We start from the raw sequence: 23113 nt of genomic DNA, 5'->3' as shown, positions 1-23113 counted from the left end.
AGGATAAGAAGGACCAAGAGATCGAACAGCAGATGGAGTTGTTGCAGGATTAACTCGAAAATTGCCCCCTTTTAGGGGGCGTCATGTAAAGCCACCTCCTCAGGAGGTGGTCTTTTACTTTTGGTACGGCAGCCGGACTTAGTCGTCCAGGAAGCTGCGCAGCACTTCGGAACGGCTCGGGTGACGCAGCTTGCGCAGCGCCTTGGCTTCGATCTGACGAATACGCTCACGGGTAACGTCAAACTGCTTGCCTACCTCTTCCAGCGTGTGGTCGGTGTTCATGTCGATACCGAAACGCATGCGCAGCACTTTCGCTTCGCGCGCGGTCAGGCCGGCCAGCACATCGTGGGTAGCGGAACGCAGGCTCTCTGAGGTCGCGGAATCCAGCGGCAGCTCGAGGGTGGTATCCTCGATGAAGTCGCCCAGATGCGAATCTTCGTCGTCGCCGATCGGCGTTTCCATCGAGATTGGCTCTTTGGCGATCTTCAGCACCTTGCGGATCTTGTCTTCCGGCATCAGCATGCGCTCGGCCAGCTCTTCCGGCGTCGGCTCGCGGCCCATCTCTTGCAGCATCTGGCGCGAAATACGGTTGAGCTTGTTGATGGTCTCAATCATATGCACCGGAATACGGATGGTGCGCGCCTGATCGGCGATGGAGCGGGTGATAGCCTGGCGGATCCACCAGGTGGCGTACGTCGAGAACTTGTAGCCGCGGCGATATTCGAACTTGTCTACCGCTTTCATCAGGCCGATGTTGCCTTCCTGGATCAGATCCAGGAACTGCAGGCCGCGGTTGGTGTATTTCTTGGCGATGGAAATAACCAGACGCAGGTTGGCCTCAACCATCTCTTTCTTCGCGCGGCGGGCTTTCGCTTCACCGATCGACATGCGACGGTTGATGTCTTTGACCTGCTCGATGGTCAGGCCGGTTTCTTCTTCGATCTGACGCAGTTTCTGCAGGCTGCGCTGCACGTCTTCGGCAACGTCTTTCAGCTTTTCCGACCATGGCTTGGCCATCGCCACTGCGGCTTCGAACCAGGAATCGCTGGTTTCGTTGCCGGCGAACAGGGTGACGAAGTTTTTCTTCGGCATTTTGCACTGTTCAACGCACAGCTTCATGATGATGCGTTCCTGGGTGCGAACGCGGTCCATCATAGTGCGCATGCTGTTGACCAGGAAGTCGAACTGTTTCGGCACCAGGCGGAACTGCTTGAACACTTCAGACAGCTTCAGGATCTCGTCCGCTGCGCTGGCGTGGCTGCGGCCGTTCTTCTTGATCACCAGACGTGTCGCTTCATACTGATCGCGCAGCTCGGCGAACTTCTGACGCGCCAGCTCCGGATCGATGCTGTTGTCGTCTTCGGTGTCGTCGTCTTCGGCGTCCTCATCTTCTTCGTCGTCGTCTTGCTCTTCGCTCGACAGTTCAGAACCGATGTGGGTCGCGGTTGGGGCGATGTCCTCTTCCGCGTTAGGATCGACGAAGCCGGTGATCAGATCGGACAGGCGCGCTTCGCCCGCTTCGACGCGATCGTACTGCTCAAGCAGGTAGGTGATGGCTTCCGGGTATTCGGCAACCGAGCACTGCACCTGGTTGATGCCGTCTTCGATGCGCTTGGCGATGTCGATTTCGCCTTCGCGCGTCAGCAGTTCGACGGTACCCATTTCGCGCATGTACATGCGCACCGGGTCGGTGGTGCGGCCGATTTCGGATTCCACGCTGGACAGAACCTGTGCGGCGGCTTCTTCCGCATCTTCGTCCGTGCTGTTCGAGTTTTCGGCGAGCAGCAGGTCATCGGCGTCCGGTGCTTCTTCCATCACCTGGATGCCCATGTCGTTAATCATCTGGATGATGTCTTCGATCTGATCGGAGTCGACGATATCTTCCGGCAGATGGTCATTGACCTCAGCATAGGTCAGATAGCCTTGCTCCTTACCACGGGTGACAAGTAGCTTCAGCTGTGACTGCGGGTTTTGCTCCATAAGACGGTATCCACACTTCAGAGTATTTAGGTTGGTGTCGGTCGGCGAAACCGCCAACAATAGCATTTGGGGCGTTTTCGTTATCGCCGCGGCCCACTATGGCGGCACTGTGCAGGGCTCTGCCCTCGCAATTATCGGCACTTAAGCCGTTTGGTATTCAGTTTTTCTTCGCTAAAACCTGGTTGAGAGAACGGACTTCCTCACGTTCCTCCGGGCTCAGGCCGCGCGTTCTGGCCTGGGCGATCAGCGTTTCCAGCCGTTGCTCGAGCACCGAGTCGTACAGGCTGGCCAACGTATCCAAAAAGGTCTGTTCGACCATGTCCTCAACGATCATATGGTTCCATGTCGCCAAGGTTTCAAGCTGCTGGCTGAATTTGTTGTCGCGATACAGCTCCAGCAATTGCCCGGTCGTCAGGCCCGGCTGCGCCAAACAGGTCTGCACCAGTTCGACGAACAGCGGCAATCCCGCCTGTTTGGTCTGCTCCAACCCTTCAAGCGAAGGGATAAGTGTAGCCAACTGCGGATTTTGCACCAGTAACCCTATCAGTATACGCATGGTTGTGCGTTTTAGCTGGGGCGCCTGATAAGGATTCGCATTTTCCGCCTGCTTGGGCATCAGCTTGTCGAGCTGGCTGTCGTCCAGCAGCCCCAGCTTGTTGCCGAGCTCCTGACGCAGGTACAAGCGCAACGTTTCGCCCGGCACCTGAGTAATCAGCGGCAGCGCCAGCGTGCTCAGCTTGGCGCGCCCGTCCGGGCTGCTCAAATCCACCTGCGGCAGCAGGCTTTCGAACAGGAACGTGGACAGCGGCTGCGCCTGCTCCATTCGCTGTTCGAAGGCTTCTTTGCCTTCTTTGCGCACCAGGGTATCCGGGTCTTCACCGTCGGGCAAAAACATGAACCGCAGCTGGCGCCCATCGTTCAGGTACGGCAGCGCGGTTTCCAGCGCCCGCCAGGCCGCTTCGCGGCCGGCGCGGTCGCCGTCGTAGCAGCAAACGACGTTGTCGGTAGCGCGGAACAGCAGCTGAATGTGTTCAGCCGTCGTCGAGGTCCCGAGCGAGGCGACGGCATAATCGATGCCGAATTGCGCCAACGCCACCACGTCCATATACCCTTCCACCACCAGCAGTCGCTGGAGGGTAGGGTGGTTCTGCTGTGCTTCATACAGGCCGTACAGCTGGCGGCCCTTATGGAAAACTTCGGTTTCCGGCGAGTTCAGGTACTTCGGCATACCGTCGCCCAGCACGCGGCCGCCGAAGGCGATCACGCGCCCGCGCTTGTCGCGGATGGGGAACATCACCCGTTCGCGGAAGCGGTCGTACGAACGCCCCTGATCGTTAGTCACCAGCATGCCGGCATCGTTCAATGCGCGGCGCGAGTCGGCATCGCGGCCGAAACGCTTCAGGGCGTTGTCCCATCCCGCCGGCGCGAAGCCGATGGCGAAATGGCGAATAACGTCGTCACTTAATCCGCGCTGCTGCAAATAGCTGCGCGCCGGTGCCCCGGAGGACTGCTGCAGTGACTGTTGATAGAACGCGCTGAGCTGCTCCATCAGTTGGTACAGGCTCTGGCGCTGATGGCGTTCGATCTGGGTCGGCCCGGTGCCCGCTTCGTAAGGCACTTCCAGCCCGTGCATGGTCGCCAGCTCTTCGATGGTTTCGACAAACTCGAGTCGGTCGTAATTCATCAAAAAGTCGACGGCGTTGCCGTGCGCACCACACCCAAAACAGTGATAAAACTGCTTTTCGCCATTAACGGTAAAGGAAGGCGTCTTTTCGTGGTGGAACGGACAGCACGCGTGGTAGTTCTTGCCTTGCTTCTTGAGCTTCACGCGGGCGTCGATCAAATCGACGATGTCGGTGCGAGCCAGCAAGTCATTGATAAATACGCGCGGAATTCGTCCAGCCATAAGCCCTTACTTCATTAGCCTATAAACGAGAACAAGCCGCGCATTCCTTTCGGAAAGCACGGCCTTCGTATGCAACTACTCGGTCTGCGCGATTTTGAAAATCAGAAATTCACGCGGTGGGGTTGCCCCCGAAGAATTAATACAGACGAGTGCGGCGTGCGTTTTCGCGAGCCAGTTTCTTCGCGTGACGTTTCACAGCAGAAGCTTTAGCGCGTTTACGTTCGGTAGTTGGTTTTTCATAAAACTCACGACGACGAACTTCAGCTAAAACACCCGCTTTTTCGCAAGAGCGTTTGAAACGACGCAGAGCAACGTCAAATGGCTCGTTTTCACGTACTTTAATTACCGGCATGTGCCTCTCACCTCAATAAAATTCGGTTTGCTGCTGGCCAAGCGCCAGCCTTTTCAAAATGGTGCGGAATTTTACTCCAATGGATGCTGCTTTGTAAAGCATCACAGCAAATTGAAACCCGCGTCGCTCTGCCGCAACGTGCGCAATTTTGCACCGGGCGCTGATTATAGACTAATCAGAAAAAAATGCTCGTATTTAATCGCTCGGGCATTTTCTGGATGAATCATCGACATAGGCGCAAGCCGGTGACAAGATGCGCCGCATCGGCGGTAAATGCGGCGGAATGTGGTAGACTGGCGGCCGCACGTGAATGATGGGAAATGTAATGCGAGTACTGGGTATAGAAACGTCCTGCGATGAAACCGGAATTGCAGTGTATGACGATCAAACCGGTTTGTTGGCCAACCAATTATACAGCCAGGTGAAGCTGCACGCCGACTACGGCGGCGTGGTGCCGGAACTGGCCTCCCGCGATCACGTGCGCAAAACCGTGCCGCTGATTCAGGCGGCGCTGAAAGAGGCCAACCTGACTCCGGCCGATATCGACGGCGTGGCTTATACCGCCGGGCCGGGCCTGGTAGGCGCGCTGCTGGTCGGCGCTACCGTCGGGCGTGCGCTGGCGTTCGCCTGGAACGTGCCGGCGGTGCCGGTACACCATATGGAAGGCCACCTGCTGGCGCCGATGCTGGAAGATAACCCGCCGGCGTTCCCGTTCGTCGCGCTGCTGGTCTCCGGTGGCCACACTCAGTTGATCAGCGTCACCGGCATCGGTGAGTATGCACTGCTGGGCGAGTCGATCGACGATGCCGCCGGCGAAGCGTTCGACAAAACCGCCAAGCTGCTCGGCCTGGATTATCCCGGCGGGCCGATGCTGTCGAAGATGGCGCAGCAGGGCACGGCGGGGCGTTTCACCTTCCCGCGGCCGATGACCGATCGTCCGGGGCTGGACTTCAGCTTCTCCGGGCTGAAAACCTTCGCCGCCAACACCATTCGCTCCAACGGCAACGACGATCAGACGCGTGCCGACATCGCCCGCGCCTTCGAGGATGCGGTGGTGGATACGCTGGCGATCAAATGCAAACGTGCCCTCGAGCAAACCGGCTTCAAACGCCTGGTGATGGCCGGCGGCGTGAGCGCCAACCGCACATTGCGTGCCAAGCTGGCGGAGATGATGCAGAAACGCGGCGGGGAAGTGTTCTATGCCCGCCCGGAATTTTGCACCGACAACGGCGCGATGATCGCCTATGCCGGCATGGTGCGGCTGAAGAGCGGCGCCAACCCGGAGCTGAGCGTGTCGGTGCGGCCGCGCTGGCCGCTGGCGGAACTGCCTGCGGTATAAAGCAAAGGGCCGGATAATCCGGCCCTTCTGTTATTCGTCTTTCGGCTGGTCGCCGTTATCCTCATCCGCGTCGTTTTTCTTCTTGCGGAACTTGCCCCAAATCTTGCCTTCCTGGCCGCGCCACAGGCGCTGGATATTGTCGTGATGCCGCATCAGGATCAGGCAGGAGAGCATCGCTACCGGGAAGGTGAACTGCGGTTTGAACCACCAGACGTAGAACGGGGCGATCAGCGCGCTGACGATGGCGCCGAGCGAAGAGTAGCCGCTGAGCAGCACCGTCAACAGCCAGGTGCCGGTCATCAGGCCGGTCAGATCCCAGCCGATAGGCGCGATGGCGCCAAACGCCGTCGCCACGCCTTTACCGCCGCGGAAGTGGAAGAACACCGGATAGATGTGCCCCAGACAGGCGGCGATCGCCGTCAGGCCGAGGTACAGCGGCGGTACATCGAGTTTGTAGGCCAGCCAGACCGGCAACATCCCTTTCAGAATATCGAACACCAGCACCGCCGCTGCCGCCAGCCGGCCGCCGATGCGCAGGACGTTGGTCGCCCCGGGATTTCCTGAGCCATGCTCACGCGGGTCCGGCAGCCTGGCGATCCGGCAAACCAGGATCGCGCTCGAAATCGAGCCGCACAGATACGCGAAGATAATCATGCCAAGCGCGGTAGCACTCATAACGCGGTTCCGTTTAATAATGGTCGTTTTACTCGCAACATCTATGGATAATACGCACATTCCGCTGGAAGTGGTATCCGGCAAGGCCAAAAACAGAGAATGACGTGATGGATATCGTATTTATTGAAGAGCTTACCGTAATTACCACCATTGGCGTTTATGAGTGGGAACAGGGCATTCGTCAGAAGCTGGTGTTCGATATCGAAATGGGCTGGGATAACCGGCCGGCCGCCGCCAGCGACGACGTAACTGACTGTCTGAGCTATGCCGACGTCAGCGATGCCGTGATCCAACACGTGGAGTCGAACCGCTTCGCCCTGGTGGAACGCGTGGCGGAGGAAATATCTGAAATTTTGCTTCAGCGCTTCAATTCCCCGTGGGTCCGTATTAAGGTCAGCAAACCGGGCGCTGTAGCACATGCCAATCGGGTCGGCGTGATCATTGAGCGCGGCACTCGTCCCGCATGATTTTATGTCATCTGCTTGCAACGAAAGACCGTTAAGCTGGTCTTAATCCTGAGAATTGTTTTAGCGGCATTGTCTTTAAGCACTGCCGCTTTTTTATGTGATAGCCGTTATTTTATAGGGTGAGCGAAGCACATGGCTGACATGCATTCACTGTTTATTGCGTTTGTTCTTGGGGTTGTCGAGGGGTTAACCGAATTTCTGCCGGTGTCTTCCACCGGGCATATGATTATCGTTGGCGAGTGGCTGGGCTTTACCGGCGACAAAGCCAAAACCTTTGAAGTCATCATCCAGCTGGGGTCGATCCTGGCCGTCGTCGTGATGTTCTGGCGCAGGTTGTTCGGCCTGATCGGCATCCATTTCGGCGGCAAGCCGGTGGAGCACGAGGGCAAAACCAGCGGTCAGCTGAAGCTGGGGCACATCCTGCTGGCGATGATCCCGGCGGTGGTGCTGGGCCTGGCCTTCCATGATTTCATCAAGTCGCTGTTCGCGCCGAAAAACGTGATGTATGCGTTGGTGGTCGGCGGTCTGCTGCTGCTGGCGGCGGAATGGCTGAAGCCGAAGAAACCGAGCGCGGAAGGGCTGGATGACATCACCTACCGCCAGGCGTTCATGATCGGCTGCTTCCAGTGCCTGGCGCTGTGGCCGGGCTTCTCCCGTTCGGGTTCCACTATCGCCGGCGGTATGCTGGTTGGCGTGAACCGCTATGCGGCGTCCGAGTTCTCCTTCATTTTGGCGGTGCCGATGATGATTGGCGCCAGCGGCCTGGATCTGTACAAGAGCCTGCACTTCCTGACCTGGGGCGATCTGCCGATGTTCGCCGTCGGCTTCGTTACTGCCTTCGTGGTGGCGCTGATTGCGATCAAGACCTTCCTGTCGCTGATCAAACGCATCTCGTTCGTGCCGTTCGCCATCTACCGCTTTATCGTGGCGGCCGTGGTTTACATGGTGTTCCTGTAAGCCCGATACCAAGAAAAAACCCCGCTCTGCGGGGTTTTTTTATGCCTGATCGTTGATAATCGTTTGGGAGAGCTTCCACTCGGCCAGCGCCTGCTGGCGGCGGCGTTTGAGCTCGTCGCGGATCGCGGTGCCCTGCAGCCCGCTGGCTACCACCTCTTTAATCGATACCGCGTTCGCCACCTGATACGCCTGGCGCAGATAGTCGCCCTGCGGATAGGGATTCTTCTCAAAGCCGGTGCGTCCGCGCGCGTCCGCTTCGCTGGTCAGGATCATCTGCTCCAGCCTCTGGGGCTTGCGCCAGACGTCGATGGCGTCGAACAGCTTCAATAGGGTCTCCGGCCGCAGCTTGTTCACGGTGTGGATCAGATCATGGTACTCGGCCACCAGCTTGCTCAGATCGCGCACCGGGTTAGGCACCCGCAGCCGCTGGCACAGCGCCTCGACCAGCCGTACGCCCGCCGGGCCGTGGCCGTGGTGATGCGGCCAGAACTCTTTTGGCGTCAACCCTTTGCCGAGGTCATGGCACAGGGTGGCGAAGCGCACGTCCACCTCCGGCGTGAGGCGGGCGGCAATCGCCAGCGCCATCAGCGTGTGCACGCCGGTGTCGATCTCCGGGTGCCACTTGGCGGGGGCCGGCACGCCGAACAGCGCGTCGATTTCCGGGAACAGCACCGCCAGCGCATCGCAATCGCGCAGCACCTGAAAATAGACCTGCGGGCTCTGGCTTTGCAGCGCCTTTTCGGTTTCCTTCCAGACGCGTTCGGCGGTCAGCGCAGCCAGTTCACCGCCGTGCGCCATTTGGCGCATCAGGGCCAGCGTTTCGTCGGCGATGCGAAAACCCAGGTGGGCGAAGCGGGCATTGAAACGCGCCACGCGCAGTACTCGCAGCGGATCTTCGCCGAACGCGTCGGAAACGTGGCGCAGCACGCGCGCCTGCAGATCGGCCACGCCGCCGTAAGGGTCAATCAGCTCCCCTTCGGCGGAACGGGCGATGGCGTTGATGGTCAGATCGCGCCGCAGCAGATCTTCCTCCAGCGTGACGTCCGGCGCGGCATAGCAGGTAAAACCGGTGTACCCTTGGCCGGATTTGCGCTCGGTGCGCGCCAGCGCGTATTCCTCATGAGAATCGGGGTTGAGGAACACCGGGAAATCTTTGCCGACCTGTTGGTAACCCAATGCCAGCAGCTCTGCCGGCGTGGCGCCCACTACCACCCAATCATGATCGACCACCGGAATATTGAGCAGGCTGTCGCGAACGGCGCCGCCGACCAGATAAATCTGCACTGTTGACTCCTGAATATCGTGTAAGGCTCTGTCTATCAGATTACATGAATTGCCCGCGGGATGTCGGCACCAATGAAAAGGGCGCCCGCAGGCGCCCATACTCAAACTGAACGATACTGAGATCAGTTCATCCAGCGATTGTTGTTCTTGCGGCGCGGGATCAGGTGCGGCAACAGCAGGCCCAACAGCAAACCGACGCCAGCAACGCCGCCGCCGTACATGAACCACTGCAGGATAATGGTGCGCTGCTTGTCGTCGAGCTGCAGGTTAACGGCGTTGACCTTCTTCTGCGCGACCACCAGCTGGTTTTTCAGATCCTGGTTTTCCTTCTGCAGGCTGCTGATGGTGCTGTCGCTGCCCGCGACTTTCTCCTGCATTTCCGAGGTGCGCTGGTTCCAGGTGTTATCGATGTTGGCCAGTTTGTCGGTCAGGGTTTTCACCTGCTGTTCCAGCTCGGGCACGCGGGTGCGCAGGCTTGGCGTCTGGCTGAGCTGATCGAGCGGGATCCAGGTGGTGCGGCCTTTGGGATCGCGGATCTGGCCGTAATTGGTGCTGTCGTTGACGCTCAGCAGGGTCACTTCTTCACCGGCGTTCAGAGTGCCGACAATACGGTACTGATTACCTGGGCCGCTATGGACGTAAGTGCTTAACTCATCGGAGATATAGCGTTTATCTTCGGCATGTGCGGCCCAAGTGATGCTGAAGCTCAGCGCGGCAAGGAAAATCAGGCGTAATTTCTGCATTAGTTCATCGTTTCTGGGTGAATTTATGGAACGATAGTAGAGGGTTCAGTCTGACGACGCAACGCCAAAACCGGAATGAGAACTATCTTACTGTGGCTGATTCTGTGAGTTGCGCAGCGTTTTATAACGTAACAGGTTTTTTCTACAGTTAGCAGGGTTAAGGCGCCGGGAATCGCGGTAAGATAACGGCAACTGTGCGTCAGTGGGCAGCATACGGCAGGCCGAGCGCGCCGCGCTGAAACCGACGCGAATGCGTAACTTATTGGTGTTAAAGAATTATGACCGTTGAAATTGAACTGAAATTCATCGCCGCGCCGCAAGCGGTGGCCGCTCTGCCACACTGGCTCGCCGCCTGGCCGCATCAGCATTCCGCGCCGCAAAAGCTGACCAACATTTACTTCGAAACGGCCGACAACTTCCTGCGCCGTCACGACATGGGGCTGCGCATTCGCGGTTTCGACGATCGCTATGAGATGACCATCAAAACCGCCGGTAAAGTGGTGGCCGGCCTGCACCAGCGCCCGGAATACAATGTCGCCATCGCCGAACCGCAGCTGGCGCTGGCGCAGTTTCCTGCCGACATCTGGCCGCAGGATTGCGATATCGCGGCGCTGCAGCAGGCGTTGCAACCGCTGTTCCGTACCGATTTTGTGCGTGAGAAGTGGGTGGTTACTTACGGCCAAAGTGAGATAGAGATTGGCCTGGATCAGGGTGAGGTGCGCGCCGGTGATCTCAGCGAAGCCCTGAGCGAGATAGAACTGGAGTTGCTGAAAGGCAACACCGCCGATCTGCTGGCATTGGCCGGTGAGCTGGCGGCGCACGATGGGCTGCGTCAGGGCAGCCTGAGCAAGGCGGCGCGTGGTTACCACCTGGCGCAGGGCAATCCGCCGCGCGAGGTGCGCTCGCTGCAGGTGCTGAAGCCGGCGGCGAAGGCGACCGTGGAGCAGGGGATGATCGCCGCCTTCGAACTGGCGCTGAACCACTGGCAGTACCATGAAGAGCTGTGGCTGCGAGGCGACGCGCAGGCGCGCGGGGCGGTCATCGAAGCGGTCGGCACGATCCGCCAGGCGCTGGTGATCTTCGGCGGCCTGGTGCCGCGCAAGGCCAGCGCCGATCTGCGCGCCCGTCTGAGCGAACTCGAACCATTGTTGGCGGATAAAGCCGCGCAACCAGAGACCCTGTGCTACAGCACAGCTTACCTGCAATGTAAGTTGGCGCTCACATCATGGCTGGTGAGCGGCGCCTGGAGGCCGTTTATCGATGCCAAAGGGCAGACCAAGCTGGACGGTTCTTTCAAACGCTTTAGCGACATCATGCTGGGGCGCAGCGGCGCGGAGCTGAAAGAAGCCTTCAGCCGTACCCTGAACGAAGATGAATATCAGGAACAATTGCCGCGCCTGACGCGTCAGATTTCGGCGCTGATCCTGCTGTCGGGCGCTTACCCCGACGAGCAGACCGGGCCTTATATCGACGCCTGGCGCGAGTTGCAGGCGGCGCTGAGCGAGCGCCGCCAGGGCTGGTATGAAGCCAGCCGCAAACAGGCCTTATCGCATGCGCCATTCTGGTTAAACGGCGCGCTTCGTTAATCCAGTCGGCCCGCCAGCCGTGGGCCGCAGAACGGGTCATACACTATGTCGCCACTTTCAGCCGCGTTACAGGCTCAGGCACAGCAGGTTGTGCAGCGTTTTCAGGAAGTTCACGGCGCGGACAGCGCCTTTAGCGAGCAGGAGCAGTGGGTGCTGGCGTCGAGCGACTTCGTCAGCGACGCGCTGCTCGCCCAGCCGGCCTGGCTCGCGACGCTGCGCGAGCAGCCGCCGGCGCCCGGCGAGTGGCAACACTATGCCGCCTGGCTGCAGGACGAGCTGGAAGAGGTGCGTGACGAAGCGCAGTTGATGCGCACGCTGCGCCTGTTTCGCCGCGAGACGCTGGTGCGTATCGCCTGGGCGCAGGCGCAGGGGCTGTGTTCGACCGAAGAAACGCTGCTGCAGCTGAGCGGGCTGGCGGAGACGCTGATCGTCAGCGCCCGCGACTGGCTGTACCAAACCTGCTGCCGCGAGTGGGGCACGCCGTGCAATGCCGCCGGCGAACCGCAGCCGCTGCTGATCCTCGGCATGGGCAAGCTGGGCGGCGGCGAGCTGAATTTCTCGTCGGATATCGATCTGATCTTCGCCTACCCGGAAAACGGCCAGACCCAGGGCGGAAGGCGCGAGTTGGACAATGCCCAGTTCTTCACCCGCCTCGGCCAGCGGCTGATCAAGGCGCTGGATCAACAGACCATCGACGGCTTCGTCTATCGCGTCGACATGCGGCTGCGGCCGTTCGGCGACAGCGGCCCGTTGGTGATGAGCTTCGCGGCGCTGGAAGATTATTATCAGGAGCAGGGGCGCGACTGGGAGCGCTATGCGATGGTGAAGGCGCGCCTGATGGGCGGGGCGGAAGACGCCTACAGCCAGGAGCTGCGCAAAACCCTGCGGCCGTTCGTGTTCCGCCGCTATATCGATTTCAGCGTCATCCAGTCGCTGCGCAACATGAAGGGCATGATCGCCCGTGAAGTACGGCGTCGCGGCCTGAAGGACAACATCAAGCTGGGCGCCGGCGGCATTCGCGAAATCGAATTCATTACCCAGGTATTCCAGCTGATCCGCGGCGGCCGCGAGCCGGCGCTGCAGGGGCGTTCGCTGCTGCCGACGCTGCAGGCGGTGGGTGAGCTGGGGCTGCTGGAGGCCGAGCAGGTACGGGCGCTGAGCGCCGCCTACCTGTTCCTGCGGCGGTTGGAGAACTTGCTGCAGGCGATCGGCGATCAGCAAACCCAGACGCTGCCGCAGGAGGTACTCGATCAGGCGCGGTTGGCCTACGGTATGGGATTGGCGGATTGGCCGGCGCTGATGGCGGCGCTGGACGCGCACATGCAGGCGGTGCGCGCGGTGTTCGACGACCTGATCGGCGACGATAGCCCGGATGTCGGCGAAGATCCCGATTACCAGCACTACCACAGCCTGTGGCAGGACGCGCTGGAGGAGAACGAGCTGGCGCCGCTGACGCCACACCTCGATGAAGAAGGCCGTCGACAGATGCTGCGCACCATCGCCGATTTCCGCCACGACGTCGACAAGCGCACCATTGGCCCGCGCGGCCGCGACGTGCTCGATCAACTGATGCCGCGCCTGCTGGCGGAGGTGTGCCCGCGCCAGGACGCGCCGACCGCGCTGGTGCGGCTGGCGCAGCTGCTGCTCAGCATCGTCACCCGCACCACCTACCTCGAATTGTTGGTGGAGTACCACGCGGCGCTCAGCCATCTGATCCGCCTGTGCGCCGCGTCGCCGATGGTCGCCAACCAGCTGTCGCGTTACCCGCTGTTGCTGGACGAACTGCTGGATCCGGCCACGCTGTATCAGCCGGTGGCGCTGGACGCCTACCGCAGCGAGCTGCGCCAGTATCTGCTGCGGGTGCCGGAAGACGACGAAGAGCAAAAGCTGGAGGCGCTGCGCCAGTTCAAACAGGCGCAGCAGCTGCGCATCGCCGCGGCGGATATCGCCGGCGCGCTGCCGGTGATGAAAGTGAGCGACCATCTGACTTATTTGGCGGAGGCGATCATCGACGCGGTGGTGCAACAGGCCTGGAGCGACATGGTGGCGCGTTACGGCCAGCCGACCCATCTGCAGGAACGCGAAGGGCGCGGCTTTGCGGTGATCGGCTACGGCAAGCTGGGCGGTTGGGAGCTGGGGTACAGTTCCGACCTCGATCTGGTGTTCCTGTTGGATTGCCCGCCGGAAGTGATGACCGACGGCGATCGCTGCATCGACGGCCGTCAGTTCTACCTGCGGCTGGCACAGCGGGTGATGCATCTGTTCAGCACCCGCACCTCCTCCGGCATTCTGTATGAGGTTGACGCGCGTCTGCGGCCTTCCGGTGCGGCGGGGATGCTGGTCAGCACCGTCGAAGCGTTCGCCGACTACCAGCAAAACGAAGCCTGGACCTGGGAGCATCAGGCCCTGGTGCGCGCGCGCATCGTGCATGGCGATCCGGCGCTGCATCAGCAGTTTGACGCAATCCGGCGCGAGATCCTGTGCAAAACGCGCGATGCGCAGACCCTGAAGCGCGAAGTGCGCGAGATGCGCGAAAAGATGCGCAACCATCTCGGCAGCAAGCAGCGCGATCTGTTTGATATCAAAACCGATGAGGGCGGCATAACCGACATCGAATTTATCGCCCAATATCTGGTCTTACGCTATGCGCCGGGTGAACCGCGCCTGACGCGTTGGTCGGACAACGTGCGCATCTTCGAGCTGATGGCCAATTACGACATCATGCCGGAAGAGGAAGCGCGCGCGCTGACCCAGGCCTATGTCACCATGCGCGACGAGATCCACCACCTGGCGCTGCAGGAGCATTCCGGCAAGGTCGGCAGCGGGCTGTTTGCCGCCGAGCGCGAACAGGTACGCGCCAGCTGGGCCAAATGGCTGGATTAATACCTTTTTGCGGGTATTCCGGCGGTCTGTGGTAATATCTGCGCCACTAAAATTTTGTTCTTTTTTGGAGTTATCGGATGAAAGTTACGCTGCCTGATTTTCGCCGCGCCGGTGTGCTGGTGGTCGGTGACGTCATGTTGGATCGCTATTGGTATGGGCCGACCAGCCGCATTTCACCGGAAGCCCCGGTGCCGGTGGTCAAGGTCGATACCATCGAAGAGCGTCCCGGCGGCGCGGCTAACGTGGCGATGAACATCGCTTCGCTGGGCGCCACTTCCCGCCTGGTGGGCCTGACCGGCATCGACGATGCGGCGCGGGCGCTGAGCGCCAAGCTGAATGAAGTCAACGTGCGCTGCGACTTCGTCTCGGTGCCGACCCATCCGACCATCACCAAGCTGCGCGTGCTGTCCCGCAACCAGCAACTGATCCGTCTCGACTTCGAAGAAGGCTTCTCCAACGTTGATCCACAGCCGATGCTGGAGCGTATTCAGCAGGCGCTGCCGCAGATCGGCGCGCTGGTGCTGTCCGATTACGCCAAGGGCGCGCTCAGCCAGGTGCAGGGCATGATCCAACTGGCGCGCGCCGCCAAGGTGCCGGTGCTGATCGATCCGAAAGGGTCCGATTTCGAGCGCTATCGCGGCGCGACGCTGCTGACGCCGAACCTGTCCGAGTTCGAAGCGGTGGTGGGCCACTGCAAGGATGAAGCGGAATTGGTGGAACGCGGCATGAAGCTGGTGGCGGATTTCGAGCTGTCGGCGCTGCTGGTTACCCGTTCAGAACACGGCATGACGCTGTTGCAGCCGGGCGTTGAACCGCTGCACTTGCCGACCCAGGCGCAGGAAGTGTTTGATGTGACCGGCGCCGGCGACACCGTGATCGGCGTGCTGGCCGCCTCGCTGGCCGCCGGTAACTCGCTGGAAGAGTCCTGTTTCCTGGCCAACGCTGCCGCCGGCGTGGTGGTGGGCAAGCTCGGTACCTCCACCGTGTCACCGATCGAGCTGGAAAACGCGGTGCGTGGCCGCGCCGAAACCGGTTTTGGCGTGATGACCGAAGCGCAGTTGAAGCATGCCGTCGCGCAGGCGCGTCAGCGCGGCGAAAAAGTGGTGATGACCAACGGCATCTTCGACATTTTGCATGCCGGCCACGTCTCTTATCTGGCCAACGCCCGCAAGCTGGGCGATCGCCTGATCGTGGCGGTGAACAGCGATGCGTCGACCAAGCGCCTGAAAGGGGAAACACGCCCGGTCAACGCGCTGGAGAACCGCATGATTGTACTGGGCGCGCTGGAAGCGGTGGATTGGGTGGTGCCGTTCGAAGAGGACACGCCGCAGCGCTTGATCGCCGACATTCTGCCGGATCTGCTGGTGAAAGGCGGCGATTACAAACCGGAAGAGATTGCCGGCAGTGCGGAAGTGTGGGCCAACGGCGGCGATGTCAAAGTGTTGAACTTTGAAGACGGCCTGTCGACCACCAACATCATCAAAGCGATTAAAGACGGGCGCGGCTAACGCCGGGTAATCTAAAGAACAAGGGCGCGCGGTTCATACAGGTGCGCGCCCTTGGCGGAAATTATTCGTCTTCCTGCTTGGCTGCCGGCGCCGTGCTCAGTTTGCTTTCCAGCTCGGCCATGCGCTGTTCCAACAGCGCCAGCTTCTCGCGGGTGCGCAACAGCACCTGAGTCTGCACGTCGAACTCTTCGCGGTTAACCAAATCCAGGCGGGTCAACTGCGATTGCAGGACCTGACGGATTTTTTTCTCAACGTCTTCCCCGAATTCACGAACGCCTTTAGGCATGGACTCATGAACCTGGCGTGCGATTTGTTCGATTTTTTTCGGGTCAATCATGGCGTATCCCTTTCAGAGTTTAATAGCTGCCGCTTAGTGTAATGCGAGTTGCCCGCCGGATAAACACCATTAAGCGCATTCGCCGCGCGTGGCCGAATTGTGCTTTTGCCAATTGCCCTGTCTATCCATTAGCGTTATAGTCATCTTGCTTATTCTCAGGGCGGGGTGAAAGTCCCCACCGGCGGTAAATCACCTTCTACGGTGAAAGCCCGCGAGCGCTCAGCCAGCCTGTAAAGGCCGGTTAGAGGTCAGCAGATCCGGTGTAATTCCGGGGCCGACGGTTATAGTCCGGATGGGAGAGAGTAACGGTATCTGCCGGGCATGCGCCCGCTTGCGTTATTTTTTTAGCTATTGCTAGCTACTCCTCAAGATCGCCCTGGTTCTGGTAATCCATAATTTTTAATGAGGTTTTTTACCATGAATCAGACGCTACTTTCAGACTTCGGCACGCCGACAGAACGCGTTGAACGCGCGATCGACGCACTGCGCAACGGGCGCGGCGTAATGGTGCTCGATGATGAAAATCGTGAAAACGAAGGTGACATGATCTTCGCCGCGGAAACCATGACCGTTGAGCAGATGGCGCTGACCATCCGCCACGGCAGCGGTATCGTGTGCCTGTGCATCACCGAAGAACGCCGTCAGCAGCTTGAGCTGCCGATGATGGTGACCAACAACTCCAGCCAGTTCCAGACCGCCTTCACCGTGACCATCGAAGCGGCGCAGGGCGTGACCACCGGGGTTTCCGCTTCCGATCGCCTGACCACCATCCGCGCGGCGGTGGCAGACAGCGCCAAGCCGAGCGACCTGAACCGTCCGGGCCACGTGTTCCCGCTGCGTGCGCAGCCGGGCGGCGTGCTGAGCCGTCGCGGCCACACCGAAGCAACCATCGATCTGGTCTCCATGGCCGGTTTCAAACCTGCCGGCGTGCTGTGTGAACTGACCAACGACGATGGCAGCATGGCGCATGCGCCGGAAGTGATTACCTTCGCCAAACAGCACGACATGGTAGTGCTGACCATCGAAGATCTGGTGGCCTACCGCCAGGCGCACGAGAAAAAAGCCAGCTGATAGCCGGCCGCTTTCAACGATAAAAAAGCCGCGTAACGCGGCTTTTTTTGTGGCTACCGCTCTGACAGGCGTTCGCCGATGCGGCTGGCGTAATTCATCACGTGGAAGGTGTAGTTCTCCTCAACCGTACCCTGGAACAGATGCGCCCAGGGGCCGATGGCGTAGATGCCGAGATCTTCCCCGCCGTGCGTCTCGCTTTTCAGCGGCACCAGCGCCGGCTGAATAAAGTCGGGCGCGGTGGTTTGCTCCATGGTCAATGCCGGGCGCTCGGTCAGCGGGATCGCGCCGCCGGGGCCGTTGGCGAAACCGAGGGTGGTATAGGGCTTGCCGTCGCTGCCCAGCCGAGGTTTATCGTCGACGCCGACGGAAATGCCGAGGATAGGATTGCCGCGCTTGGCATAGCCGGCGATGGTCAGCGTGTGGCTGTGATCGCCGGTCACGATCACCAGCGTTTCGTCCAGGTTGACCTTGCCGACGATGGTTTTCACCGCCTCGTTCAGGGCGACCGCGTCGCTCAGCGTGCGGTAGGCGTTGCCGTTATGGCTGCCGTGATCGACGCGCCCGCCTTCTACCAGCAACAGATAGCCTTCGGGATTCCTGGCCAGAATATCGATGGCCTTGCCGGTCATCTCTGCCAGTGAAGGTTCTCCCGCCGCGTCTTGCCGTCGATCGTGCTCGAAGTTCATGTGTGATGGCTCGAACAGGGCTAACAGGTGGTCGACCTTACCCGGCTCGATTTTATCGAACTGTGCCTGATTCCATACGTATTGCCCACGCTCGCCGTAGCGCTGCAGCCAGGCCTGCGTCAGGTCGCGGCCATCCTTTCTGGCGCCTGTTTTGCCGGGATATTCCGGATCGCTCACGCTGTCGGGCAGGAAGTTGGCGCGCCCACCGCCCATCGCCACGTTCAGGCCGTTGCCGTATTTCATTTCCACCAGCTGGCGCGCGATGTCGCGGCAGCCTGCGGCCAGGGCGTCCGCCGGCATTTTGGCGTCAGACTCCCAGTCGCGGTTGGCGATATGGGCATAGGTGGCGCCCGGCGTGGCGTGGGTAATGGTCGCGGTTGTCACGGCGCCGGTGGCCATGCCGAGCGTTGCGGCCATCTCCCAGAGCGTGGTGACGGCCTTGGTTTGCTGATCCTCGCAATTGTTGAGGGTGGCCGTATGGTTGAGGCCCATCAGATCGTTGATGGTTTTGACGCCGGTGGTCATTGCCACCGCGCTGGGCGCGGAGTCGGTGATTTGGGCGTCGGCGGAATAGGTTTTGGCCGCCGCCAAATAGGGGAAGGCTTCCCAGGCCAGCACGTTGGACTCGCCATCCACGCCGCGCTGCTGCCCTTCAAAAATGCGGGCGGCGGTCACGGTGGAAAATCCCATGCCGTCACCGACCACCAGAATGACGTTTTTGGCGCGGTTGGTGTTTGGCGCCTGTTTCAGTCGCTGTTGCAGCTGAGCTTGCGCCTGAAGGAAGTAAGGATCTTCGCGCTGCGTCAGCGGCGCGTTGTCCACCGCGCCGGCGGCGACTGCCCCCGTGGCGAACAAGGTCATGGAAAGCGCCAGGCGGGTTGCCAGTGTGAGTCTGAACATGAATTCCTCCTTGGTGAGACGTGATTCCCGTAGCGCCGACGGGCTGCCAACACCCTGTCGACTGAAGGAGGAGTGTATAGATCGCGTTAACAAAGAGTACATAAATTGTTCACAAATTAGATCTGTGTGGCAGTAATGCCATGGTATTCACGTTGATTATTAATTATTTGAAAAATATGCATTTTTTAACTTTTTGTTTGCCAGTCTATTTTTCCGGCTTTTATTTCAAATTTATTGAATATCTTCATCACGGTTATCCGGCTGTGTTGCTGCGTCAAAGCGCGTAATGTAGCGGCATAGCACAATTTGAACTGAGGATCCCACTATGAACACCTCTCGTATGCCGGCACTGTTTCTTGGCCACGGTAGCCCGATGAACGTGCTGGAAGACAACCGTTACACCCGGGCATGGCGTGCGTTGGGTGAGTCATTGCCGCGGCCGAAGGCGATCGTGGCGGTTTCTGCGCATTGGTATACCCGTGGCACTGCGGTCACTGCGATGGAAAAGCCCAAAACCATTCACGACTTCGGCGGGTTCCCGCAGGCGCTGTTTGATACCCGTTATCCGGCGCCGGGCTCTCCCGCGCTGGCCACGCAGCTGCAGCACATTCTGGCGCCGGTGCCGGTGACGGCCGATCTCGGTGAGTGGGGGTTGGATCACGGTACTTGGGGCGTATTGATCAAGATGTATCCCAATGCCGATATCCCGGTGGTGCAGCTCAGCGTCGACGGCACGCAGCCGGCAGCCTATCACTATGAGCTGGGTCGTAAACTGGCGGCGCTGCGGGATGAGGGTGTGATGATCGTCGCCAGCGGCAACGTGGTACACAACCTGCGCATGGTGAAATGGCAGGGCGATACCAGCGCCTACCCGTGGGCGGAATCGTTCAATAACTTTGTCCGGGATAACCTGCGCTATCGGGGCGACAACCACCCGCTGGTGGATTTCATGCGCCATGAGGGCGCGGCGTTGTCAAACCCGACGCCGGAACACTATCTGCCGTTGCTGTACGTGCTCGGCGGCTGGGATGGAAAAGAGGCCATCAGCGTGCCGATCGACGGTATCGAAATGGGGGCGCTGAGCATGCTGTCGGTGCAGGTGGGGTAAAGAAAAAACGCCAGTCAGAGACTGGCGTTTTTGTCTTCAGCGGGGCGATCAGCCGAGGATGGTGTGCGGATAGAAGCGCGACAGATCCTGCGTGATCAGCTCGCGATCTTCGCGCAGGCCGATGCCGCAGGGTTGATCGTTCACCAGCCAGCTGCCGATCAGCGTGTAGCTGTCTTCGAACTTTGGCAGCGGATGGAACTGCTGCACGATCATGCCTTCTTCACCGTACGGCCCATCGACGCGCGCCACTTCCTGACCGTTTTCGACGATCTGAATATTGGCGCCTTCGCGTGAGAACAGCGGTTTGGTGACGTAATGATCCATCGGCGGATGATCGTCTTGCGCGAAATAAGCCGGCAACAGGTTAGGGTGGTTAGGGAACATTTCCCACAGCAGCGGCAGCAGCGCCTTGTTGGAGATGATGCTCTTCCAGGCCGGCTCCAGCCAACGCACGCCGGCGTCTTCCAGCTTGGTGGAGAACATCTCGCGCAGCATGAATTCCCACGGGTAGAGCTTGAACAGGTTGCCGATCACCTGATCCTGCAGATCGGTAAACTGGCCTTTCTCGCCAAGACCAATCTCTTCCATGAACAGGAACTCGGTCGGCAGACCGGCTTCCTGCGCGCAGTCCTGCAGATATTGCACCGTGCCGCGATCTTCTTCGCTGTCCTGGCAGCAGGCCAGGTGCAACAGGCCGAAGCCGTGATGCGCTTTCAGCTCGGCGAAACGCTCGATCAGCTTCTCCTGCAGGCTGTTGTACTGATCCGATTCCGGATCCAGCTTGCCGGCGTTGATCTGGTCTTCCAGCCACAGCCACTGGAAGAAGGCCGCCTCATACAGCGAGGTTGGCGTATCGGCGTTGTTCTCCAGCAGCTTCGGCGGGTTGACGCCGTCGTAGGCCAGATCGAGACGCGAATACAGCGACGGCTGGTTGGTGCGCCAGGAACTGCGCACGAACTCCCAGGTGTGTTTCGGAATGCAGAACTTGGCCATCAGCTCATCGCTGCCGACCACCTTTTCCACCACCTGCAGGCACATCTGGTGCAGCTCGGCGGTGGCGTTTTCGATCTCTTCAATCTGCGCCAGCGTGAACTGGTAATAGGCGTCTTCACACCAGTACGGCTCGCCGTACATGGTGTGGAAACGGAAACCGAACTCGGTCGCTTTTTCACGCCAGTCCGGGCGCTCGGTAATAGCAATACGTTTCATGCATCAACCGCCCATGCTGCGAGAGCCGGAGTTGGAAGTGGCGCTGCTGCGCTGCATGCTGGTCTGCTTGGCCACGGTCTCGCCGAAACCACCGCGGGTCACGGTGTTGGTGACCGCAGGCTTTGGCGCCATGGCGGTTTTCGGCACCGTCATGGTGCGGCCGCCGGCGGTGGCCGGGCCGTAGCTCTTGCCGCTGGCGTCGACAAACTTGCCGTTCGCCGGGCTGGCGGCGTTCTTGGAAGTGAACAGTGGCTGCTGCGCGAAGCCGGAACCGCCCATCAGGCGGCCCATCATGTAGCCCGCCATCAGCGGCATCCAGAAGCTGCCGCTGCTTTGCGATTCCGCCGCCATGCCGGCCTGTGCCGGCGCCTGGGTGCACTGCGCTTCGCCGAACTCGGCGACGCAGTCTTCGCGGGTGGCGTATTTCGGCGCGGTTTTCGCCGCTTCTTGCAGGGCGTTGTTGTAGGAGGTGGTGCACTGCTCGCTCATCGAAGGATTGGCGCGCGAACAGTCATCGGCATTCTGATACAGGGAGACCGTTTCATCGCTCTTCTCGCAGCCGGCCAGCATAAAGACGGCGCTGATCGCCAAGGCCACGGGCGCGACACGGTAGCTGCGCCAGGATTTGCGGAACGTCTCTTGGTTGATGTTTTTTGTCCGTTTCATCGTTATCAATCCCATCATGCGGGCTGTTTTCGCCCTTTCCCAGTAGTGGCGCTAAGGATAGGGGAAACATGGTCAAAATTAAAGCTGAAACGCCCGTAGAATCCACTCTTTACGCAGTTATACGTTGGGGTGTGCGCCAGTTCGCTTTTGCGGCGAAAAAACGCGCGTTGGCGTTTCATCATGAAACGTTATCGCTATGATGATGTTCCATAATGGAACAAAAATCGCGAAGCTCGCCAGGCGGGTGGCAGGCGCTCATAGTCGAAGCACAACAACAAGCCGACGGCGAAGTCGGCGCGTCATCACCTGATATCTGAACGTTACCATCGCCAACTCCCTACAAGGATCCGGTTATGTTGAGAATCATCCAGTCACCAGGTAAATACATTCAGGGCGCCAATGCGCTAGCCGTCGTCGGCGAATACGCCAAATCCCTCGCCGATCATTACCTGGTGATCGCCGACGACTTCGTGATGCAGCTGGCGGGCGACACCCTAATGGGCAGCCTGCAGCAGCACGGCGTGAAACATCACGCGGCCCGCTTCAACGGCGAGTGCTGCCGCAAAGAGATAGACCGGCTCGGCCGCGAGCTGCAGGCCCACGGTTGCCGCGGAGTGATCGGCGTCGGCGGTGGTAAGACGCTCGACACCGCCAAGGCCGTCGCCCACTACCAACAGCTGCCGGTGGTGCTCATTCCCACCATTGCTTCCACCGATGCGCCGACCAGCGCGCTGTCGGTTCTCTACACCGAACAGGGCGAATTCGCCGAATACCTGATCTACCCGCGCAACCCAGATATGGTGGTGATGGACAGTTCCATCATCGCCAACGCGCCGGTGCGCCTGCTGGTGGCCGGCATGGGCGACGCGCTTTCCACCTATTTCGAGGCGCAGGCCTGCTTCGACGCTCAGGCCACCAGCATGGCCGGCGGCAAATCGACGCTGGCGGCGCTCAGTCTGGCGCGGCTGTGCTATGACACGCTGCTGGCCGAAGGGGTGAAGGCCAAGCTGGCGGTCGAGGCCGGCGTGGTAACGGAAGCGGTGGAGCGCATTATTGAGGCCAATACGTATTTGAGCGGCATCGGCTTCGAGAGTAGCGGGCTGGCGGCGGCGCACGCCATTCACAACGGTTTCACCGTGCTGGAAGAGTGCCACCACCTGTATCACGGCGAAAAAGTGGCGTTCGGCACCTTGGCGCAGCTGGTATTGCAGAACAGCCCGATGGCGCAGATTGAAACCGTGTTGGCGTTTTGCCATGACATCGGCCTGCCGATCACGCTGGCGCAGATGGGCGTCACCGGCGACGCGACGGCGAAGATGATGGCGGTGGCCGAGGCCAGTTGCGCTGCCGGCGAAACCATTCACAACATGCCGTTCAAGGTCACCCCTGCGGGCGTGCAGGCGGCGATCCTGACGGCGGACAGGCTGGGCGCCGCCTGGCTGCAGCGTCATTGATA

Annotated in this window: 19 protein-coding genes and 1 riboswitch; of the genes, 9 read left to right on the top strand and 10 right to left on the bottom strand. The window is 60.1% G+C overall.

All coding sequences use genetic code 11. The annotated features are described in order from the left end of the window. Positions 1 to 138: 138 nt before the first annotated feature. The 3 genes from rpoD to rpsU form a co-directional block, all read right to left on the bottom strand. A complete protein-coding gene (rpoD, locus tag ACJ8J4_RS23695) occupies positions 139 to 1980 on the bottom strand; it encodes an RNA polymerase sigma factor RpoD (protein WP_043142056.1) in 1842 nt (613 codons plus the stop codon). A gap of 157 nt (positions 1981 to 2137) precedes the next feature. Further along, entirely contained in the window at positions 2138 to 3886 is a 1749-nt protein-coding gene (dnaG, locus tag ACJ8J4_RS23690; protein WP_025304325.1) for a DNA primase, read from the bottom strand. Between the two features lie 136 nt (positions 3887 to 4022). Next, complete coding sequence (rpsU, locus tag ACJ8J4_RS23685) at positions 4023 to 4238, bottom strand: 30S ribosomal protein S21 (RefSeq protein WP_001144069.1); 216 nt, start codon at positions 4236 to 4238, stop codon at positions 4023 to 4025. A gap of 325 nt (positions 4239 to 4563) precedes the next feature. Here rpsU and tsaD point away from each other — a divergent pair, with 325 nt between their 5' ends. After that, positions 4564 to 5577 carry a tRNA (adenosine(37)-N6)-threonylcarbamoyltransferase complex transferase subunit TsaD gene (gene tsaD / locus ACJ8J4_RS23680; RefSeq protein ID WP_025304324.1) on the top strand — a complete coding sequence of 338 codons (1014 nt, stop codon included), beginning with the start codon at positions 4564 to 4566 and terminating at the stop codon, positions 5575 to 5577. A gap of 30 nt (positions 5578 to 5607) precedes the next feature. On the opposite strand, the gene plsY is transcribed toward tsaD, so the two are convergent. Next, positions 5608 to 6252 (bottom strand): glycerol-3-phosphate 1-O-acyltransferase PlsY, encoded by a 645-nt coding sequence (gene plsY, locus ACJ8J4_RS23675; RefSeq protein ID WP_025304323.1) that lies wholly within the window; start codon positions 6250 to 6252, stop codon positions 5608 to 5610. 107 nt (positions 6253 to 6359) lie between these two features. Between plsY and folB the strand changes: the two genes are divergently transcribed. Further along, positions 6360 to 6719 carry a bifunctional dihydroneopterin aldolase/7,8-dihydroneopterin epimerase gene (gene folB, locus ACJ8J4_RS23670; RefSeq protein ID WP_004937203.1) on the top strand — a complete coding sequence of 120 codons (360 nt, stop codon included), beginning with the start codon at positions 6360 to 6362 and terminating at the stop codon, positions 6717 to 6719. 132 nt (positions 6720 to 6851) lie between these two features. Then, positions 6852 to 7676: an undecaprenyl-diphosphate phosphatase gene (gene bacA, locus ACJ8J4_RS23665; protein ID WP_004937204.1), complete on the top strand. Its 825-nt coding sequence runs from the start codon at positions 6852 to 6854 to the stop codon at positions 7674 to 7676. A gap of 39 nt (positions 7677 to 7715) precedes the next feature. Here bacA and ACJ8J4_RS23660 read toward each other — a convergent pair whose 3' ends face one another. Together ACJ8J4_RS23660 and ACJ8J4_RS23655 are read right to left on the bottom strand one after the other, a co-directional pair. Continuing rightward, positions 7716 to 8960, bottom strand: coding sequence for a multifunctional CCA addition/repair protein (locus ACJ8J4_RS23660; RefSeq protein ID WP_025304322.1), 1245 nt, complete (start codon positions 8958 to 8960; stop codon positions 7716 to 7718). A 122-nt stretch (positions 8961 to 9082) separates the two neighbouring features. Then, a complete protein-coding gene (locus ACJ8J4_RS23655) occupies positions 9083 to 9703 on the bottom strand; it encodes a TIGR04211 family SH3 domain-containing protein (protein WP_016930153.1) in 621 nt (206 codons plus the stop codon). A 278-nt stretch (positions 9704 to 9981) separates the two neighbouring features. On the opposite strand from ACJ8J4_RS23655, the gene ACJ8J4_RS23650 reads away from it, so the two are divergent. The 3 genes from ACJ8J4_RS23650 (at position 9982) to hldE (ending at position 15680) form a co-directional block, all read left to right on the top strand. Further along, complete coding sequence (locus ACJ8J4_RS23650) at positions 9982 to 11289, top strand: CYTH domain-containing protein (protein WP_043142059.1); 1308 nt, start codon at positions 9982 to 9984, stop codon at positions 11287 to 11289. Between the two features lie 45 nt (positions 11290 to 11334). Continuing rightward, on the top strand, positions 11335 to 14172 hold the full coding sequence (glnE, locus tag ACJ8J4_RS23645; RefSeq protein ID WP_197836034.1) for a bifunctional [glutamate--ammonia ligase]-adenylyl-L-tyrosine phosphorylase/[glutamate--ammonia-ligase] adenylyltransferase: 2838 nt from the start codon (positions 11335 to 11337) through the stop codon (positions 14170 to 14172). Positions 14173 to 14249: 77 nt separating this feature from the next. Continuing rightward, complete coding sequence (gene hldE / locus ACJ8J4_RS23640) at positions 14250 to 15680, top strand: bifunctional D-glycero-beta-D-manno-heptose-7-phosphate kinase/D-glycero-beta-D-manno-heptose 1-phosphate adenylyltransferase HldE (protein WP_019453075.1); 1431 nt, start codon at positions 14250 to 14252, stop codon at positions 15678 to 15680. A gap of 61 nt (positions 15681 to 15741) precedes the next feature. Here hldE and ubiK read toward each other — a convergent pair whose 3' ends face one another. After that, positions 15742 to 16017: a ubiquinone biosynthesis accessory factor UbiK gene (gene ubiK, locus ACJ8J4_RS23635; protein WP_025304319.1), complete on the bottom strand. Its 276-nt coding sequence runs from the start codon at positions 16015 to 16017 to the stop codon at positions 15742 to 15744. A 147-nt stretch (positions 16018 to 16164) separates the two neighbouring features. Next, a riboswitch (FMN riboswitch) is annotated at positions 16165 to 16325 on the top strand. Positions 16326 to 16434: 109 nt separating this feature from the next. On the opposite strand from ubiK, the gene ribB reads away from it, so the two are divergent. Continuing rightward, a complete protein-coding gene (gene ribB, locus ACJ8J4_RS23630; RefSeq protein WP_004937218.1) occupies positions 16435 to 17088 on the top strand; it encodes a 3,4-dihydroxy-2-butanone-4-phosphate synthase in 654 nt (217 codons plus the stop codon). A 53-nt stretch (positions 17089 to 17141) separates the two neighbouring features. On the opposite strand, the gene ACJ8J4_RS23625 is transcribed toward ribB, so the two are convergent. After that, the gene (locus ACJ8J4_RS23625) at positions 17142 to 18674 is read right to left on the bottom strand and encodes an alkaline phosphatase (protein ID WP_197836032.1); all 1533 of its coding nucleotides are present in this window, start codon (positions 18672 to 18674) and stop codon (positions 17142 to 17144) included. A gap of 325 nt (positions 18675 to 18999) precedes the next feature. Here ACJ8J4_RS23625 and ygiD point away from each other — a divergent pair, with 325 nt between their 5' ends. Next, positions 19000 to 19782, top strand: coding sequence for a 4,5-DOPA dioxygenase extradiol (ygiD, locus tag ACJ8J4_RS23620; protein WP_025304317.1), 783 nt, complete (start codon positions 19000 to 19002; stop codon positions 19780 to 19782). 48 nt (positions 19783 to 19830) lie between these two features. Here ygiD and ACJ8J4_RS23615 read toward each other — a convergent pair whose 3' ends face one another. Both ACJ8J4_RS23615 and ACJ8J4_RS23610 read right to left on the bottom strand, forming a co-directional pair. Next, a complete protein-coding gene (locus ACJ8J4_RS23615; protein WP_025304316.1) occupies positions 19831 to 20991 on the bottom strand; it encodes a glutathionylspermidine synthase family protein in 1161 nt (386 codons plus the stop codon). Positions 20992 to 20994: 3 nt separating this feature from the next. Continuing rightward, entirely contained in the window at positions 20995 to 21657 is a 663-nt protein-coding gene (locus tag ACJ8J4_RS23610) for a DUF1190 family protein (RefSeq protein WP_025304315.1), read from the bottom strand. Positions 21658 to 22010: 353 nt separating this feature from the next. Here ACJ8J4_RS23610 and ACJ8J4_RS23605 point away from each other — a divergent pair, with 353 nt between their 5' ends. Beyond that, positions 22011 to 23111 carry a glycerol dehydrogenase gene (locus ACJ8J4_RS23605; RefSeq protein ID WP_049296259.1) on the top strand — a complete coding sequence of 367 codons (1101 nt, stop codon included), beginning with the start codon at positions 22011 to 22013 and terminating at the stop codon, positions 23109 to 23111. The last annotated feature ends 2 nt before the right edge of the window (positions 23112 to 23113 follow it).

It is taken from the genome of Serratia sp. CY47280 (assembly GCF_052168655.1).
In the GTDB taxonomy this organism is placed as follows: domain Bacteria; phylum Pseudomonadota; class Gammaproteobacteria; order Enterobacterales; family Enterobacteriaceae; genus Serratia; species Serratia bockelmannii.
This window is presented reverse-complemented; position numbering and strand designations above follow the sequence as displayed.